Consider the following 16,373-nt stretch of genomic DNA (forward strand, 5'->3'; position numbering starts at 1 on the left):
CTTAAGACTTGCGAAACCCTGAGCCCGAGGCGTTGAGGCAGCGTCAGGCCGTTGCGGACCAGTAAAAAGGCAGTCGATGTCAGAGGCAGGAAACCAGGTAAAGACGTGGCCGGTGTGGGTGCACCCTGTCCCGCGGGCGCTCGCGCGTCTGCGCCGCGACGAGTCCGGTGCCGGGACGGTCTTCGCGCTGTTCTGGATGATGCTCTGCTTCCTGATGGCGGGCTTCGCCGTCGACGGGACCAATGCCTGGCGCAACCAGCAGCAGATCCAGCAGACGGCCGACGTGGCGGCGCATGCGGGCGTGGTCAGCCTGGCGCGGGGGGATGACCTGTCGACGGTTCGCCAGACCGCGATCGATGCCATCGCGCTCAACATGCCGCAATCGGTCTTCGGTCAGCTCATCGCCGATGCGGACCAGGACGTGCGGCTGGTGCATTACGAGCCCGCGAGCAACAGCGTGAACGCCGCCGGACCGGTCAACGCGGTCTCGGTGACGCTGCACCGCGACGAGTCGGTGGGCAATTCGGTGCGCACCTTCATGTTGCGCCTGGCCTCGCTGGCCACGCGCGGGCAGGTGGAAAAGATCGCCTGGAACATGCAGGTGACGGGCGTCGCGGCGGTGCTGCCGCTGTCGGGGTGCTCGGGGTCGGACGGGATCTACGCGCAGGGGCAGCTCGATACCACCTCCTCGCAATATGTCGGCAGCGAATTCTGCCTCTACAGCAAGGAACGTGTCTGGATGCCCCAGCGCACCGAGTTCGAGCCGGGCGCCGGGGTCGGGATGCCGGATCTCGCGGATTGCAACGGCAAGTGCACCGACGGGGCCAACCCGGGGTCCGATGCCGCGAAGTTCGAGGCGAATATCCTGATGCCGGACATCCCCGCCATGGTGTCGCGCGCGTCGGGCGCCTTCGTCGCGGCCGGCGACGACATGACGCCGGAAAAGGACGCGATCTTCGGCGACATGACCGATCACGCCGATCTCACGCCGCTGGAGGCGGTGGTCGATACGGCCGGGCTTCGTCTCGGCGACGTGGTCAGCCTGACCGAAGCCGAGTTCGAAAGCCTGACCTCGATCCCCGAGGGCCTGACCTACAACGTCTCCTGTAGCGGGGGCGGCGGTGGCAGCGATCCCGCCGGTGACCAAGAAGACGCGGCCGACGACAGCGGCAACAACGGCAACGGCAACGGCAATGGCAAGGGCGGCGGCAAGGACAAGGACAACGGGGGCGGCGGCGGCAACGGCGGCGGCGGTGGCGGCGGAAAGAGCGGCGAGCTGACGCTCGACGACAGCAACGGCGCGGACGGGCTGAAAAACGTCGCCATCATAACCGATTGCAAGCTGCATTTCGGTCGCGGCGCCGCGATCACGGCGAGTTTCATCATGACGACGAATACCGACAGCAGCGGCGCGGTCTCGGCCCATTCCCAGGCCCGTGTCGGGGCCTCGGGCAATGTCTGCGATCCCGAAGAGCGGACCACGATCATGTCGGCCGGCCGGATGCAGGTGCCTGCGGGCTTCAGCGGCTCGAATGTCAGTTTCGTCGTGGACGGCGACATTCACTTCGCGGGCGCCTCGGCCCAGGGGAGCGACCACTACGGCGCGAGCTATTACGCCAGCGGGTCGGTCAAGCTGGCGGCCGGGCACACCTTCCTGGCCTGCGAGGAAGAGGGCGGCCCGTTTTCACCGGCCTTCGAGGTCATCCGCCACGTCGCGCCGCGCTAGGCGCAGGTGCAATGTCCGGGGCTGGGCCGCGTGTTACGCGGGCATGCAGCGAGCCCGTGCCAATGCAAGCACGTCATCCCCGATCCATGTCATGCCGCGCCGCTTTCAGTGCGGCCAACGGGGATGCAGATCGTCGATCACGTAGCCGTGCCGGTGCGCGCGCCCCCCGGCGATGTGGGGATGGTCCGACGGCAGGTCGTCATGCCGGTGCAGGGGCGCCTCCGGGTCGGCCGCGGGCCAGAGGGCAAGCGCCGCCAACAACCCGCCCGTGGCGAGCGTCGCCAGTCCCAGCAGCGCCGGAACGGCGCCGGCCGCGGTCATCAGCCAGCCCGCCAGCGGATAGCTCGCCAGCCAGCAGGCGTGGCTCAGCGCGAACTGCGCCGCGAAGACGGCGGGCCGGTCCGCAGGATGGGCCGAGCGGCGCAGGAGCCGGCCCGACGGCGTCAGGACTGCCGCGTAGCCCAGGCCGGTTAGCAGCCAGGTCCCCAGCAGGACCGGCCAGGCAAGGCCGACGGCCAGGATCGACGCCGCCAGCCCCAGCAGCGAGAGGATCATGACACCCCCGCCCGCGAGCATGACGGGCCGGTCGCGCAGATGGTCGAGGATGCGCGGCAGGATCAGCGCCGCGAGCATAGAGCCCGCGCCGAAGGCGAACATGGTCCAGGCCAGTGCGCTTTCCGACAGGCCGAGCGTGCCGCGCACCATCACCACCGTGTTGACCAGCACCATCGCGCCGGCGGCCGAGGCGCCGAGGTTCAGCGCGAGCAGCCCGCGCAGCCGCGGCGTGGCGAGATAGATGCGGATGCCGCGGGTCGTGCGGTCGTAGATGCCGCGCGGTTCCGCGGGTTCCGGGCTTGGCAGCAGGACCGAGACCACCAGCAGCGCCGAGGCCGCGAAGCCGGCCACGGTACCGAGGAACAGGGAGTTGTAGCTCATCACCGCCAGCAGCAGTGCGGCCAGAGTGGGGCTGGCGATGTTCTCGAGGTCGTAGGCCAGCCGCGAGAGCGACAGCGCGCGGGTATAGCGCGCCTCTTCGGGCAGAACGTCGGGAATGGTCGCCTGGAAGGTGGGCGTGAAGGCGGCCGATGCCGATTGCAGCAGGAAGATCAGCACGTAGACCTGCCAGACCTCCGTCACGAAGGGCAGGCAGAGCGTCGCCGCGGCCCGCACCACGTCCAGCGTCACCAGCAGCACGCGCCGGTTCACCCGGTCGGCGAAGGCGCCGGCGATGGGCGCGATGCCGACATAGGCCACCATCTTGATCGTGAAGACCGTGCCCAGCACCATCGCCGCCCCGTCGCCGGCGAGGTCATAGGCCAGCAGCCCCAGCGCCACCGTGGCCAGCCCGGTGCCGAGCAGCGCCACCACCTGGGCCAGGAACAGGTGGCGATAGGTGCGGTCGGTCAGGATCTCGAACATGGGAGCGCCTCAGGGATAGCGGGCGATGGCCGCCGGTTCATTCCGGTCACCGGCCACCGCACCGTCAAGAGGATGCTGCATGGGCTGATGGATCAGCGCCCGCCCGGCCGTCGTCGTGACCTTCGCGACCGCGCGCGGATACCCCCCGGCGCGGTTCAGCCGGGCGGTCGGGGCCGGGTGGCCCGGGGGGCGACGGGGCGTTGTCATACCCGAGGCGTATCCTGACGCCGTGGAGAGAACAAGCCGGCCCCGGCACCCGCCGCCGGGGCGAAGGGGCGGGTGGGCAGGATGGATGGCGGGCGGCGGGACGCGCAAGACGGCATCGGCCGACGCCGGGGCCGCCGCGCCGCCCGGCTCGACGGCCCCGCGCAGCGGCCTCATGGCATCCCGCGATCCCGGCGTTTCCGCGATGCCTCCTCCGGCGGGAACAGGTCCCCCGGCGCGATCCCGCGCTTCTCCGCGCTGGCGCGCACGGCGTCCTGCAGCGCCTTGCTGCGTTTCAGCAGGCGGCGGAAGCGCTCTTCGCCCAGTTCAAGAAGCGTCGAGGGCGCGATGGCCCGGACCTCGGTGCGGCGCGCCTTCTTCATGAGAATGGCCATCTGGCCGAACATTTCGCCGCGCCCCAGCCGCCATGTCTGGCCGGCGGTCTCCACTTCCACGGCACCCGAGGCGATGAAGAACACGCTTTTCGCGGCGCTGTCCTTGCGCAGGAGGATTTCGCCGGGATTGGCATGGCGGGTCGTCAGGACCCGGGCCAGCCGCTTCAGCGCGGCCTCCTCGAGATCCGCGAAAAGCGGGAACTGCCGCACGAGTTCCGTGCGTCGGAGCGCGATGTCCAGGTGCGGGCGTTTCTCGGCGGCGGCGCGCCGGCGGCCGATCTCCTGCATCAGCGCCGTGTAGACCTCGGCGCCGACGAGCCCGTCTTCGCGCATGGCGGTGTATTCGCGTTCCTCCAGCCGCAACGCGGTACGGCGGATGAAGCGGCGTTCCAGTTTCTCGGCGTAGCCCGGATACTGGAGTTGCAGCCCTTCCAGCGCGGTTTCCACGGCCTCGATGCGCCGCGACAGCAGATCGTGCAGCAGCTCCGCCACGCGGCGGCCATGGATGCGGCGGATCCGCCCGTCAATGAAACCGCCGAGATCGCGCAGGATGAGCCGTTGCGACAGGAGATGCTCGAACCGGTCGGCGGTGATCCGGGCGAGGGGAAAGGACAGGCCGAAGCGATTGTGCAGGATCACCGCGGCCCGGAACCGCGGGCCGAAGGCGACGGTGCGCCGGGCCGCGCGCTGATACCCGCTGCGCCCGGCGCTGCGCGCGCCCTCGATCAGGCGATCGGCGTCGGAAAGCATCTGGTCGGCCATGCGTGACGAGATCGTGCGTTCCCGCACCCGCGCGAGGATGGTGTCGCGCTCATGTCCGGCCAGCGCGATCAGGCCCAGCGTGACGCGGTCGCGGTCGAGGATGTCGGCGCTGTCCTCGGCCGATTTCACCGCGTCGTCGAGACGCGCGCCGAAACGCTTGGCCTCGGATCGCACCGTGTCGTGGTTCAGCTCGTAGTTCTCGGTCGTGCGCGCCACGTCCTCGCGCACGGTCTGAAGCGCCACGGCGACGACCTGGCGCGACAGCGCCTCGTCGATGGGGGAGAGCCGGTCGAGACCGAGCCGGCCGATCATCCAGCGCAGGGTGGTGCCTTGCACGATCAGCGTGAACAGCGTGAAGCCCGTGGCGAGGATGCCGACCACGCGCTGGATCCCGTCAGGGACCCGGAAGCTTTCGGTCACGGCGAGCGCCAGCGCCAGCGTCACGGCGCCCCGCAGCCCGCCCCAGAGGATCGCGACCCGGTAGGGACGCTCCACCGCCGGCGAGAGCCGCAACGCCGTCAGGAGGGGCAGCAGCCCGAACAGGATGACCGACCGCGCCGCGATCGCGGCCAGGATCACCACGCCGACCAGCATGAAGTCCTCGGCCCGCACCTCTTCCAGAAGCCGCGGGATCAGCAGCGCCGCGAGGATGAAGATCAGCGCCCCGGCCCAATGCGCCAGCACATCCCACAGCTCGCGCAGGTTGGCCCAGGCCTGCGGCGGCAGCCGCCCCGGCCCGGTGAGGTTCATCGTCAGCCCGGCGGCGACCACGGCGATCACGCCCGAGGCGCCGATGCTCTGCTCCGCGCCGATATAGGCCAGGTAGGGCAGCGCGACCGAGATCGAGATCTGCGCCAGCTCGAACCGGCTGAAAAGCGCCATGACCCGGACCGCGACCCGGGCCGCCAGCCAGCCCGTGAACGCGCCCCCCGCGATCAACAGCGGGAAACGCGCCAGCGCGTCCCCGAGGCTGGGATCGGGGACGCCCAGCATCACGAAGCCCATGAACAGGCCGAACAGCGCGATGGCGGCGGCGTCGTTCAGCAGGCTCTCGCCCTCGATGATCCGCGCCAGCCGGCGCGGGGCCGAGATGGCTCGGAAGATGCTGACCACCGCGGAGGGATCGGTCGTGGACACGATCGCGCCGATCAGCAGGCAGGCCGCGAGCGGCAGTGCGCTGGCCCAGGAGAGGGCGTAGCCCACGCCGAGCGTCGCGACCACCACGGCCACGACGGCCAGCACGAGGATCGGCACCCAGTCGTCCAGCATCCGGCGCAGGTTCATGCCCAGCGTCGCCTGGAACAGCAGCGTCGGGAGAAAGACGTAGAGGAAGATGTTGGACCGGATCGGCAGGCCCAGGATCGCCTCGGCCACCGGGTTCAGCGCATCGGTCAGGTCTGTCCGCAGGAAGAAGATGGCGGCGGTACCGATCAGTACGCCGATCACGGCCAGGATCACGCTGTAGGGCAGCCGCAGCCGCGCGGCCAGCGGCTCGGCCGCCCCGATCACGAGGAACAGCGACGCGATGACCGTGGTGACGAGAACGATATCCATGACCCTGACCTAGCGGGAATTCCGGGCTCTGGGAATTCTCGAGCTCGGAAACCGGGTTCGGGCAGGAACGCTGTCCTTTCTGGGGAGGGTTGGCGACAAGATCGCCGGGCAACACGGGCAGCGGAAAGGAAAGTGGCGGAGAGACAGGGATTCGAACCCTGGGAGCCCGTGAAGGCTCAACGGTTTTCGAGACCGCCCCGTTCGACCACTCCGGCACCTCTCCGCAAGCGCGTTCTGCGCGGTCGCGGGGCTGAGATAACCCTATGACACCGCGCGTGCAACCCCCCGCATGCGGCGTGCGCGGCCGCGGGCGAGGGTGATTGGATTCCGGGCCACCCGGTGCTAGGACTCGTCGTCATGCGGGGGCGGACGCGGCCCCGGTTTCCTCCGGACGGCTGACACATGGCACACCGATTCCTGTTTGCGCTTCTTCTTCTGGTCTGGACCCCGGCCATGGCGGCGACCCCCACGCCCGAGGAGCGGCGGCTGCTCGAGGCGCTCGGCATGAGCGACGTGCTCGAGGTGATGCGCGCCGAGGGCCTCGATTACGCCGGGGAGCTGGAGACGCAGTTCTTCCCCGGCTCGGGCGGCGCGGCCTGGGAGGCCACGGTCTCGGGCATCTACGCGACCGACGCGATGCGCGAGATCTTCGTCACCGATTTCGCCGGCCGGCTGGAACCCGCCACCGTCGAGAAGGCGCTGGATTTCTTCGAGTCCGACCTCGGCGAGCGGGTCATCACGCTGGAGGTCAGCGCGCGCAGCGCGCTGCTCGACCCGGAGGTGGAGGACGAGAGCAAGGCGCTGCTGGAGGAACTGATCGCGGCCGACGGCCCGCGCATCGGGCGGCTGCGCGCCTTCGTGGACGCCAACGACCTGGTCGAATCGAACGTGGTCGGGGCGCTCAACGCCAACTACGCCTTCTACGTCGCGCTGAACGAAGGCGACGCTTTTCCCTACGCCATGAGCGAGGAGGAAATGCTGGCCGATGTCTGGTCGCAGGAACCCGAGATCCGCCGCGATACCGAGGAGTGGATCTATTCCTACCTTGCGCTGGCCTACCGTCCGCTGACGGGCGGGGAACTCGACGCCTATATCGCCTTCTCCGAAAGCGAAGTCGGCCGGCGCTACAACCGGGCGCTTTTCGAAGCTTTCGACACCATGTTCACCGCGATCTCGCGCCGGCTGGGCGCGTCGGTGGCGCGCTTCATGTCCGGCCAGAAGATCTGAACCGGCCCCGTGCGCAGCGCTTGACAATAGGGCCGGATTGACCGATACAGCGGCCTCCACGCGGGGCCCTGGCTGCCGCGTGGTCCTGTTTTGACAACCGCCCGCAAGGGGCGCGCAGCCCGAGGCGCGGGACAACCCGCGACGAACACCCGAACGGGGGCCGCAGGGCGCGGCAAGGAAAAGGAAGACGCAGATGTTCGCGGTGATGAAAACCGGCGGCAAGCAATACAAGGTCCAGAGCGGCGACGTGCTCCGGGTCGAGAAGCTGGCCGCCGATGCCGGCGAGACCGTTCAGTTCAACGAGGTCCTGATGGTCGGCGGTGACAAGGTGACGATGGGCACGCCCCTCGTCGACGGCGCGGCTGTGCAGGCCGAGGTCATCGACCAGATCAAGGGCGACAAGGTCATCCACTTCGTCAAGCGCCGCCGCAAGCACGGCTCGCAGCGCACCCGCGGTCATCGCCAGCAGCTGACGCTCCTGCGGGTGACCGACATTCTCGCGTCGGGCGCCGACAAGAGCGGCGTGAAGGCCGCGATCGGGGCCGGCTCGGTGTCGGGCGCCGCGGTCGAGGCCGCTGCACCGGCCAAGAAGACGGCCGCGCCGAAGAAGGCCGCCGCCAAGGCCGCGCCCGCCAAGGCCGAGGCGAAGCCCGCCGCCGCGGACGACCTGTCGGCGATCACCGGCGTCGGCCCGGCCGCCGTCAAGAAGCTGGCCGAGGCCGGCATCACCACCTACGCGCAGCTCGCGGCCATGAGCGACGACGACATCGCCGCGGTCGAGACCGTGAAAATCAAGCCGGACTGGGTCGCGCAGGCGAAGACCCTGGCCGCAGAGAAGGAGTAACGACCAATGGCACACAAGAAAGCAGGCGGTTCGTCCCGTAACGGTCGCGACTCCGCCGGACGCCGTCTCGGGGTCAAGAAATTCGGTGGCCAGGAAGTGATTCCGGGCAACATCATCCTGCGCCAGCGCGGCACCAAGTGGTGGCCGGGCGAGGGTGTCGGCATGGGCAAGGATCACACCATCTACGCGATCGACGAGGGGCGTGTGACCTTCCGCAAGGGGTTCAAGGGCCGTACCTTCGTATCCGTGCTTCCCGAAGCGGAGGCCGCCGAGTAAGCCGGACCTGAGAGTCGCAAGAGTTTCAAGGGGATCGGCACCGGCCGGTCCCCTTTTCCATTTCTTAACCGGAAAGTCATGATCGCCGTCTAAGCGGTCACGATCCGTCCCGGTTGCGTGACAGGACGCTTGCGCGACGGGGCAGCCGTCGCCATCTCGGGGGCGCGGGCGAGAAAACCGGAATGGCGCGCGCGGGGAGGCCGCGCCATAAGTTAGGGAGGTAGTATTGGTGAAAATCGAGCAGATGGTCGTTCAACCCGTGGTCGAGGCGGAGCGCATTACCCTGCGCCCGCTCAGGAAATCCGACGAAGGGCTCATCACCTTCTATGCCGGCGACCGGCGCGTGGCCGAGATGACCACGACGGTTCCGCACCCGCTGCCGCCCGGCGCGACCGAGGCCTTCATCGCGCGCGCGATGGCCGACGCCCGGGACGAGCATGTCTGGGCCATGGACGGCAGCGCCGACGGCCAGTCCGAGGTGCTGGGGATCATCTCCCTCAAGGAACTCGACCGCGACCAGTCCGAGATCGGCTACTGGGTGGCGCCGGCGTTCTGGAACGCGGGCTACGCGTCGGAGGCCGTGCAGGCGCTGATCCGCGCCAACCCGCTGGGCAACAAGACCTATTTCGCCTCCGTCTTCCAGGAAAACGCGCCCTCGGCCCGGGTGCTGACGCGGGCGGGGTTCGAGTATCTCGGCGATGCCGAAGCCTATTCCGTGGCCCGGGGCGCGACCGTGCCCACCTGGACCTACCTGCGTAAACTCGATTGAGCCCGTCCGTCCCTTTTGCGATAGGGAGGAACGGCAAAGGACAAGATTCCCATGAAGTTCCTCGACCTCGCCAAGGTGACGATCCGTTCCGGTTCCGGCGGCAATGGCTGCGTCAGTTTCCGGCGTGAGAAATACATCGAGTTCGGCGGCCCCGACGGCGGCGACGGGGGCGATGGCGGCGACGTCTGGGCCGAGGCGGTGACGGGGCTCAACACCCTGATCGATTTCCGCTACCAGCAGCATTTCTTCGCCGAGAACGGCCGTCCGGGCATGGGCAAACAGCGCACCGGGCGCGACGGCGGCGATATCGTGCTGCGCGTGCCCGTGGGCACCGAGATCCTCGACGAGGACGAGGAGACCGTGATCGCGGACCTGACCGAGGTGGGCCAGCGCGTGCGGCTGGCCCGCGGCGGCAACGGCGGCTTCGGCAACCTGCATTTCAAGACCTCGACCAACCAGGCGCCGCGCCACGCCAACCCGGGCCAGCCCGGGGTGGAACGCGTGATCTGGCTGCGCCTGAAGCTGATCGCGGATGCGGGGCTCGTGGGGCTGCCCAATGCGGGCAAGTCGACCTTTCTCGCGGCGACCTCGAACGCGCGGCCGAAGATCGCGGATTATCCCTTCACGACGCTGCATCCGAACCTCGGCGTGGTCGGCGTGGACAACGCCGAATTCGTGATGGCCGATATCCCGGGGCTGATCGAGGGCGCGCATGAGGGCAAGGGGATCGGTGACCGCTTCCTCGGCCATGTCGAGCGCTGCGCGGTGCTCCTGCACCTGGTGGACGCGACCTCCGAGACGGTGGCCGAGGATTACGCCACCATCGTCCACGAGCTCGACGCCTATGCCCATGGCCTGTCCGACAAGCCGCGGGTGACCGCGCTCAACAAGATCGACGCTCTGGACGACGCCGAGCGCGACGCCCGGCGCGCCGCGCTGGAAGCGGCCCATGGCGAGCCGGTCATGATGCTCTCGGGTGTCAGCGGCGAGGGCGTGACCGAGGTTCTGCGCGCCCTCAAGGCCGAGATCGACCGCGCCCGCGGCGCCGAGGCCGCCGCCGGGGAGGAGGAGACGCCGTGGCGACCCTGAGGCCGCTCGACGCGGCGAAGCGCATCGTGGTCAAGATCGGCTCGGCGCTGCTGGTCGACCGGGCAAGCGGCGCGCTCCGGACCGAATGGCTGGCCGGGCTCGCCGCCGACGTGGCCGCGGCGAAGGCTCGCGGGCAGGACGTCGTGCTGGTCTCCTCGGGCTCGATCGCGCTCGGCCGCGGGGTGCTGGAGCTCGGGGATGGCGCGCTCGCGCTCGAACAGAGCCAGGCCGCCGCGGCGGTCGGTCAGATCCGGCTCGCCCGCGCCTATGAAGAGGCGCTCGCGCCCCATGGCCTGACCACCGCGCAGGTTCTCGTCACGCTGGAGGACAGCGCGGATCGGCGGCGCTATCTGAACTCGCGCGCGACCATCGGCACGCTGCTCGGCTTCGGCGCGGTGCCCATCGTCAACGAGAACGACACCGTCGCGACCGACGAGATCCGCTTCGGCGACAACGACAGGCTGGCCGCGCAGGTCGCGCTGATGTGCGGGGCCGACGCGCTGGTGCTGCTCTCCGACGTGGACGGGTTCTATTCCGGCAATCCCAGGACCGATCCCGCGGCGCGGCGGTTCGACGTGATCGACGAGATCACGCCCGAGATCGAGGCGATGGCCGGCGACGCCGGATCGGACCTGTCGCGGGGCGGCATGAAGACCAAGCTGATGGCGGCCAAGACCGCCACGGGCGCCGGTTGCGCCATGGCGATTACCGAGGGCTCGGTGGCGAACCCGCTGGCCAGGCTGGCGGCCGGCGCCGTGCCCTGCACATGGTTCAGCCCGCAAGGCGACCCGGGGGCCGCGCGCAAACACTGGATCGCCGGCATGAAGACCCGCGGCGCGCTCGCGGTCGATGCCGGCGCGGCCGGGGCGCTCGGCCGCGGCAAGTCGTTGCTGCCCGCCGGCGTGACGCGGGTCGTCGGCACGTTCGGCCGGGGCGAGCCGGTTGCGATCCTCGGCCCTTCGGGCGAGACTCTGGGCAAGGGGCTGGTGCGCTACACCGCCGAGGAAGCCCGGCTGATCGCCGGCCGCCAGAGCGGCGAGATCGAGGCCGTGCTGGGCTATCCGGGGCGGGCGGCGCTGATCCACAGGGACGACATGGTGCTATGACGGACACGCAGAACATTCCCGCGCTGATGCGCGATATCGGGACCGCTGCGCGCGCGGCCGCGGCGGACCTGGCCTATGCCGGCGCCGAGCAGAAGCGCCGGGCGCTCGAGGCGGCGGCCGACGCGGTATGGCGCCGCCGCGCCGATATCGTCGCGGCCAACCAGCGCGACCTGGCGTTCGGCCGGGACAAGGGGCTCAGCCCCGCGATGATGGATCGGCTGATGCTCGACGAGGATCGGATCGCCGGCATCGTCGCCGGGCTGCGCGCCGTGGCGGCGCAGGAGGATCCGGTGGGCCGGGTCATGGCCGAATGGGACATGCCGTCGGGGCTGCATATCCGGCGCGTGCGCACGCCGCTCGGCGTGGTCGGCGTGATCTATGAAAGCCGTCCGAACGTCACGGCGGATGCCGGGGCGCTTTGCCTCAAGGCCGGGAACGCCGTGATCCTGCGTGGCGGATCGGAAAGCTTCCACAGCGCCGGGCTGATCCATGAATGCCTGATCGAAGGCCTCGCCGCCGCGGGCCTGCCCGGGACGGCGATCCAGCTGGTGCCGACGCGCGACCGGGCGGCGGTCAGCGAAATGCTGAAGGCCACCGCGTTCATCGACGTGATCGTGCCGCGCGGCGGCAAGGGGCTTGTCGGGCTGGTGCAGCGCGAGGCGCGGGTGCCGGTCTTCGCCCATCTCGAAGGGATCTGCCACATCTACGTCGATCGGGACGCCGACATCGACAAGGCGCGCCGCGTGATCCTGAACGCCAAGACCCGGCGCACCGGCATCTGCGGGGCCGCGGAATGCGTCCTGGTGGACCGGGCGTTCTTCGACGCGCACGGTGCGCCCTTCCTGGAGGATCTCGTCGCCGCCGGGGTCGAGGTGCGGGCCGACGAGACGCTCCGGGCCGTCGCCGGCACCGTGCCCGCGGGTGACGAGGATTACGGCCGCGAGTATCTCGACATGATCATCGCGGCGCGGGCGGTGGACGGCGTCGACGGGGCGATCGCCCATATCCGGCGGTTCGGCTCTCAGCACACGGATGCGATCATCACCGAGAACGACGCGACGGCGGATCGCTTCTTCGCCCGGCTCGACAGCGCGATCCTGATGCGCAACGCCTCGACCCAGTTCGCCGACGGGGGCGAGTTCGGCATGGGGGCCGAGATCGGCATCGCCACCGGAAAGATGCATGCCCGCGGCCCGGTCGGGGCCGAGCAGCTCACCAGCTTCAAGTATCTCGTCGAGGGCGACGGCACGATCCGGTCCTGAACGGGAAACGCCCGCCGGTCAGGGCGGGCGCGTCGGGGCAGCGGGGAATGGGGCAGGGGCCTACCGGCCCCAGCTGCGCACCGTGCCGCAATCCATATGCACGAAGTTCGAGCGCGAGTAGCGCCCGACGCCGCCGGCCCGGCAGGCCTCGGCGGCGCGGGCCATCTGGCTGACCGAGCGCGAGTTGAGCCGCAGGTCGGCCGCCTGGCCCTTGAGATGCAGCGAGTTCTTCGCGACGCCGCTGGACCGGCGGCGCAGCATCGCGTTGGTCTGCGGCGAGCGGTAGCCCGAAAGCAGCATGTAGGGTTCGTCAACCTCGAGCAGGCCGTGCGCCGCGGCCATGATGTCGATGGCGCGGTTGTCGATGCTCGTGACGCCGTCGGTCCGCCAGTCACGCATGAAGTAGTTGATCTCGCGCAGCGCCTCGCGAATGTACTCGCCCTCGATCCAGTAGATGGTCTCGAGCGTTTCGCCCGTGCGCTGGGAATGCATGCGGAGCCGCCGGATGTCGCCGCCGCCGCGCAGGAAGCCGGCCGCGTTGGCGTAGTAGGGTGCCGCGGTGGCGGCGGTTGCGGCAAAGGCGCCCAGAAGCGCGCGCCTGGTCAACGTCGCGGAATTGTCAGCTGCCATGAGTCGTGCCTGTCCCGTTTTTGCTCGCTGCTTGATGCAGCTTCGCGAAATGTCCCCCCAGACGCTGGTTTTATCGCACAAGACCCCCCGCCGCGCCAAGCCAGGCACGTCGAGAATATGCGGGCGGGGGCAAAATCGGCAAAGTTTCGCTCAACTTCACCGGTTCGGGGGAGGGTATCGCGTTTTCCGCAGGGCGTTGTAAACGCGCGACAGGGCAGGCCATTGGCTTAAACGTGAGTGGACAGGCGATGGGGAAACCGTAGCATTCTGCTAAGGATATGCCTGTGCCGCGGACAGAGATTTGGATCGGATACGATGACTGATGACGGAAAGACGCTGACTTTCGGCCTGCGCCTGCCGGCGGCGTTGATGCTGCTGGCGCTTCTGGTGGCCACGCCGCAGGGGGCGCTGGCTCAGATCACCGCGTTCAAGCAGGCGGTGGCCGAGACCGCCGCGGAGGATCGGGCCCTGTCGGCCTTTTACCGCGAGACGGAGTACGAGGCGCTTTGGACCGGGCGTGACGACGCCAAGCGCCGCACCGCCCTCGTCGCCGCGCTCGAGGCGGCCGGGGATCACGGCCTGCCCGCGGACCGCTACCGTCCGGCGGCCCTGCGCGAGCTGCTCGCCGGGGTGCGGAGCGCCGCGGATCGCGGGCGCGTCGAGGTCGAGATCAGCCGGCTTTTCCTGCGGTATGCCGAGGATATCCAGTCCGGCGTTCTCGATCCGGGGTCGGTGGATGCCGGGCTCGTGCTCGATCCGCCGCGCCGCGACCGCCTCGCGCAGATCCGCGCGTTTTCGCAATCGTCGCCGGCGGCCTATATGCGCGCGCTGCCGCCGCAGAGCCAGGGCTATGTGCGCCTGCTCAAGGAAAAGCGCCGGCTGGAACGCCTTGTCGGGCGGGGCGGCTGGGGCGCGCCGGTGCGCGCCGGAAAGCTCGAGCCGGGCGACAGCGGCCCACAGGTCATCGCGCTGCGCGACAGGCTGATCCGGATGGGGTACATGGACCGCTCCGCCGCGGCCGGCTACGACGCCGCGCTTCAGCAGGCGGTGCAGCGCTTCCAGCGCCAGCACGGGCTGGCCGAGGACGGCGTGGCCGGCGACAACACCCTGGCCGCGATCAATACCCAGGCGCGGACGCGTCTGCAGCAGGTCATCGTGGGGCTCGAGCGCGAGCGCTGGCTCAACAAGCCGCTCGGGGCGCGGCATATCCTCGTCAACCAGGCGGATTTTCATGGCTATGTCGTCGATGACGGCAAGGTCAGCTTCGAGACCCGCGTGGTCGTGGGCCGGACCCGCTCTGACCTGCGCACGCCGGAATTCTCGGACGTGATGGAACACATGGTGATCAACCCGACCTGGAACGTGCCGCGTTCCATCGCGACGCAGGAATACCTGCCGCAGCTCAAGCGGAATCCCAACGCGGTCGGGCATCTCCGGTTGATCGATGCGCGCGGCCGGGTCGTGAACCGCCAGAACGTCGATTTCACCCAGTTCAACGAGCGGAACTTTCCCTTCGACATGAAGCAGCCGCCGTCGCCGTCGAACGCGCTGGGGCTGGTGAAGTTCATGTTTCCCAACCGCTACAACATCTACCTGCACGACACCCCGCAGAAATCGCTGTTCGGGCGGAACGTGCGCGCCTTCAGCCATGGCTGCGTCCGCGTCCAGCGGCCGTTCGAGCTGGCCTACCACCTGCTCGCGCCGCAAACCCCCGATCCGAAAGGCGTCTTTCACCGTGCGCTCGACAGCGGCCGCGAGACCCAGATCGATCTGCAGTCGCCGGTGCCGGTGCACCTGACCTACCGCACCGCCTGGGTCGATCCGAAAGGCGGCGTCAATTACCGGGCCGACATCTATGGCCGTGACGGGCGCATCTTCGACGCTCTCAGCCGCGCCGGGGTGGCGCTCCGCGCCATTCAAAGCTAAGCCTTCCGGCAGGGTTTCGGGCGGCCGCGCGGCGCGCGGCCGCCTTGTCTGCCAGACCGGAGGACGTTCATGGCTCACAGCATCCGCCAGATCGCCGAGGCGCTCGGGGCACGGCACGAGGGCGACGGCGCGCTGACCGTGACCGGCGCGGCCGAGCCCGCGCGGGCCGGGCCCGACAGCATCGCCATGGCGATGGAGCCGAAATACGCCGAGGCGCTGGTCGCGGGCGGCGCCCGTGCGGCGGTGCTCTGGGCGGGGGCGGACTGGCAGGCCATGGGGCTGGAGGCCGCGATTTTCGTCGACCGGCCGCGGTTTGCCATGGCCGGCGTCACCCGGATGTTCTCGCCCGACCTGCAGATCGCCGACGGCATCCACCCGAGCGCGGTCGTCGATCCCTCCGCCGATATCGCCGCGGGCGCCGCCATCGGACCCTTTTGCTGGGTCGGACCGGACGCGGTGCTCGGCGCGCATGCGCGGCTCGTCTCGCATGTCAGCATCGGCGCCGGGGCCCGGATCGGGCCGGACGCGCTGATCCATTCCGGCGCGCGCATCGGCGCGCGCGTGACCATCGGGGCGCGGTTCATCGCGCAGCCGGGCGCGGTGATCGGCGGCGACGGGTTTTCCTTCGTCACCCCCGAGGAAGGCGCGGTGGAACAGGTGCGCAAGACGCTGGGCCAGCGCGGGGCGGCGCGACAGGGCAAGTATGTGCGCATCGACTCGCTCGGCGCGGTGCGGATCGGCGACGACGTCGAGGTGGGCGCCAACGTCGCCATCGATCGCGGCACGCTCAGCGACACGGTGATCGGCAACGGCACGAAGATCGACAACCTCGTGCAGATCGGCCACAACGTGCGGATCGGCGAGGATTGCCTGCTCTGCGGGCAGACCGGTATCGCGGGCTCGACCGTCATCGGCGACCGGGTCGTCTTCGCCGGGCAGGTCGGCGTGGGCGATCATCTCGAGATCGGCGACGACGTGATCGCCGGCGGTGGCAGCGGCATCCTGTCCAGCGTGCCGAGCGGCCGTGTCCTGCTGGGCTACCCGGCGATGAAAATGGACCAGAGCATCGAGAGCTACAAGGCGATCCGGCGTCTGCCACGCCTGATGAAGCAGGTCGCCGCGCTTCAGAAACGGGTTTCAAAAGGACCGCAAAGCGACTAAGTCAGATGCAGTCGTTCGGGGGA

At 69.5% G+C, this 16,373-nt stretch carries 14 protein-coding genes and 1 tRNA gene; 10 read left to right on the top strand and 5 right to left on the bottom strand.

What is annotated here, in order from left to right; translation table 11 throughout:
• Positions 1-118: 118 nt before the first annotated feature.
• Complete coding sequence (locus ACQ5SP_RS07255) at positions 119-1,726, top strand: pilus assembly protein TadG-related protein (protein WP_430937683.1); 1,608 nt, start codon at positions 119-121, stop codon at positions 1,724-1,726.
• Between the two features lie 105 nt (positions 1,727-1,831).
• Here the strand turns inward: ACQ5SP_RS07255 and ACQ5SP_RS07260 are convergent, their stop codons facing one another.
• The 4 genes from ACQ5SP_RS07260 to ACQ5SP_RS07275 all read right to left on the bottom strand — a co-directional run bounded on the left by ACQ5SP_RS07260 (position 1,832) and on the right by ACQ5SP_RS07275 (position 6,283).
• Positions 1,832-3,145 (bottom strand): MFS transporter, encoded by a 1,314-nt coding sequence (locus ACQ5SP_RS07260; RefSeq protein WP_430937684.1) that lies wholly within the window; start codon positions 3,143-3,145, stop codon positions 1,832-1,834.
• Positions 3,146-3,154: 9 nt separating this feature from the next.
• The gene (locus ACQ5SP_RS07265; protein WP_430937685.1) at positions 3,155-3,352 is read right to left on the bottom strand and encodes a hypothetical protein; all 198 of its coding nucleotides are present in this window, start codon (positions 3,350-3,352) and stop codon (positions 3,155-3,157) included.
• A 170-nt stretch (positions 3,353-3,522) separates the two neighbouring features.
• Complete coding sequence (locus ACQ5SP_RS07270) at positions 3,523-6,060, bottom strand: cation:proton antiporter (RefSeq protein ID WP_430937686.1); 2,538 nt, start codon at positions 6,058-6,060, stop codon at positions 3,523-3,525.
• 133 nt (positions 6,061-6,193) lie between these two features.
• A tRNA-Ser gene (locus ACQ5SP_RS07275) sits at positions 6,194-6,283 on the bottom strand.
• Between the two features lie 179 nt (positions 6,284-6,462).
• Between ACQ5SP_RS07275 and ACQ5SP_RS07280 the strand changes: the two genes are divergently transcribed.
• From ACQ5SP_RS07280 to ACQ5SP_RS07310, 7 genes are all read left to right on the top strand, one after another.
• Positions 6,463-7,287, top strand: coding sequence for a DUF2059 domain-containing protein (locus tag ACQ5SP_RS07280; protein WP_430937687.1), 825 nt, complete (start codon positions 6,463-6,465; stop codon positions 7,285-7,287).
• A 193-nt stretch (positions 7,288-7,480) separates the two neighbouring features.
• Positions 7,481-8,131 (top strand): 50S ribosomal protein L21, encoded by a 651-nt coding sequence (locus ACQ5SP_RS07285; RefSeq protein ID WP_430937688.1) that lies wholly within the window; start codon positions 7,481-7,483, stop codon positions 8,129-8,131.
• Between the two features lie 6 nt (positions 8,132-8,137).
• The gene (gene rpmA, locus ACQ5SP_RS07290; RefSeq protein WP_430937689.1) at positions 8,138-8,407 is read left to right on the top strand and encodes a 50S ribosomal protein L27; all 270 of its coding nucleotides are present in this window, start codon (positions 8,138-8,140) and stop codon (positions 8,405-8,407) included.
• 244 nt (positions 8,408-8,651) lie between these two features.
• Positions 8,652-9,176: a GNAT family N-acetyltransferase gene (locus tag ACQ5SP_RS07295; RefSeq protein ID WP_430937779.1), complete on the top strand. Its 525-nt coding sequence runs from the start codon at positions 8,652-8,654 to the stop codon at positions 9,174-9,176.
• Between the two features lie 51 nt (positions 9,177-9,227).
• Positions 9,228-10,265: a GTPase ObgE gene (gene obgE, locus ACQ5SP_RS07300; RefSeq protein WP_430937690.1), complete on the top strand. Its 1,038-nt coding sequence runs from the start codon at positions 9,228-9,230 to the stop codon at positions 10,263-10,265.
• Entirely contained in the window at positions 10,262-11,371 is a 1,110-nt protein-coding gene (proB, locus tag ACQ5SP_RS07305) for a glutamate 5-kinase (RefSeq protein ID WP_430937780.1), read from the top strand. Before obgE ends, proB begins: the two co-directional genes overlap by 4 nt.
• Positions 11,368-12,633: a glutamate-5-semialdehyde dehydrogenase gene (locus tag ACQ5SP_RS07310; RefSeq protein WP_430937691.1), complete on the top strand. Its 1,266-nt coding sequence runs from the start codon at positions 11,368-11,370 to the stop codon at positions 12,631-12,633. Before proB ends, ACQ5SP_RS07310 begins: the two co-directional genes overlap by 4 nt.
• A gap of 60 nt (positions 12,634-12,693) precedes the next feature.
• Here the strand turns inward: ACQ5SP_RS07310 and ACQ5SP_RS07315 are convergent, their stop codons facing one another.
• Positions 12,694-13,263 (bottom strand): YcbK family protein, encoded by a 570-nt coding sequence (locus tag ACQ5SP_RS07315; protein ID WP_430937692.1) that lies wholly within the window; start codon positions 13,261-13,263, stop codon positions 12,694-12,696.
• Between the two features lie 315 nt (positions 13,264-13,578).
• On the opposite strand from ACQ5SP_RS07315, the gene ACQ5SP_RS07320 reads away from it, so the two are divergent.
• Complete coding sequence (locus ACQ5SP_RS07320) at positions 13,579-15,189, top strand: L,D-transpeptidase family protein (RefSeq protein WP_430937693.1); 1,611 nt, start codon at positions 13,579-13,581, stop codon at positions 15,187-15,189.
• A 69-nt stretch (positions 15,190-15,258) separates the two neighbouring features.
• Entirely contained in the window at positions 15,259-16,350 is a 1,092-nt protein-coding gene (lpxD, locus tag ACQ5SP_RS07325) for a UDP-3-O-(3-hydroxymyristoyl)glucosamine N-acyltransferase (protein WP_430937694.1), read from the top strand.
• Positions 16,351-16,373 lie beyond the last annotated feature (23 nt).

Source organism: Rhodovulum sp. YNF3179 (genome assembly GCF_050586465.1).
Taxonomy (GTDB): Bacteria; Pseudomonadota; Alphaproteobacteria; order Rhodobacterales; family Rhodobacteraceae; genus CAJXYS01.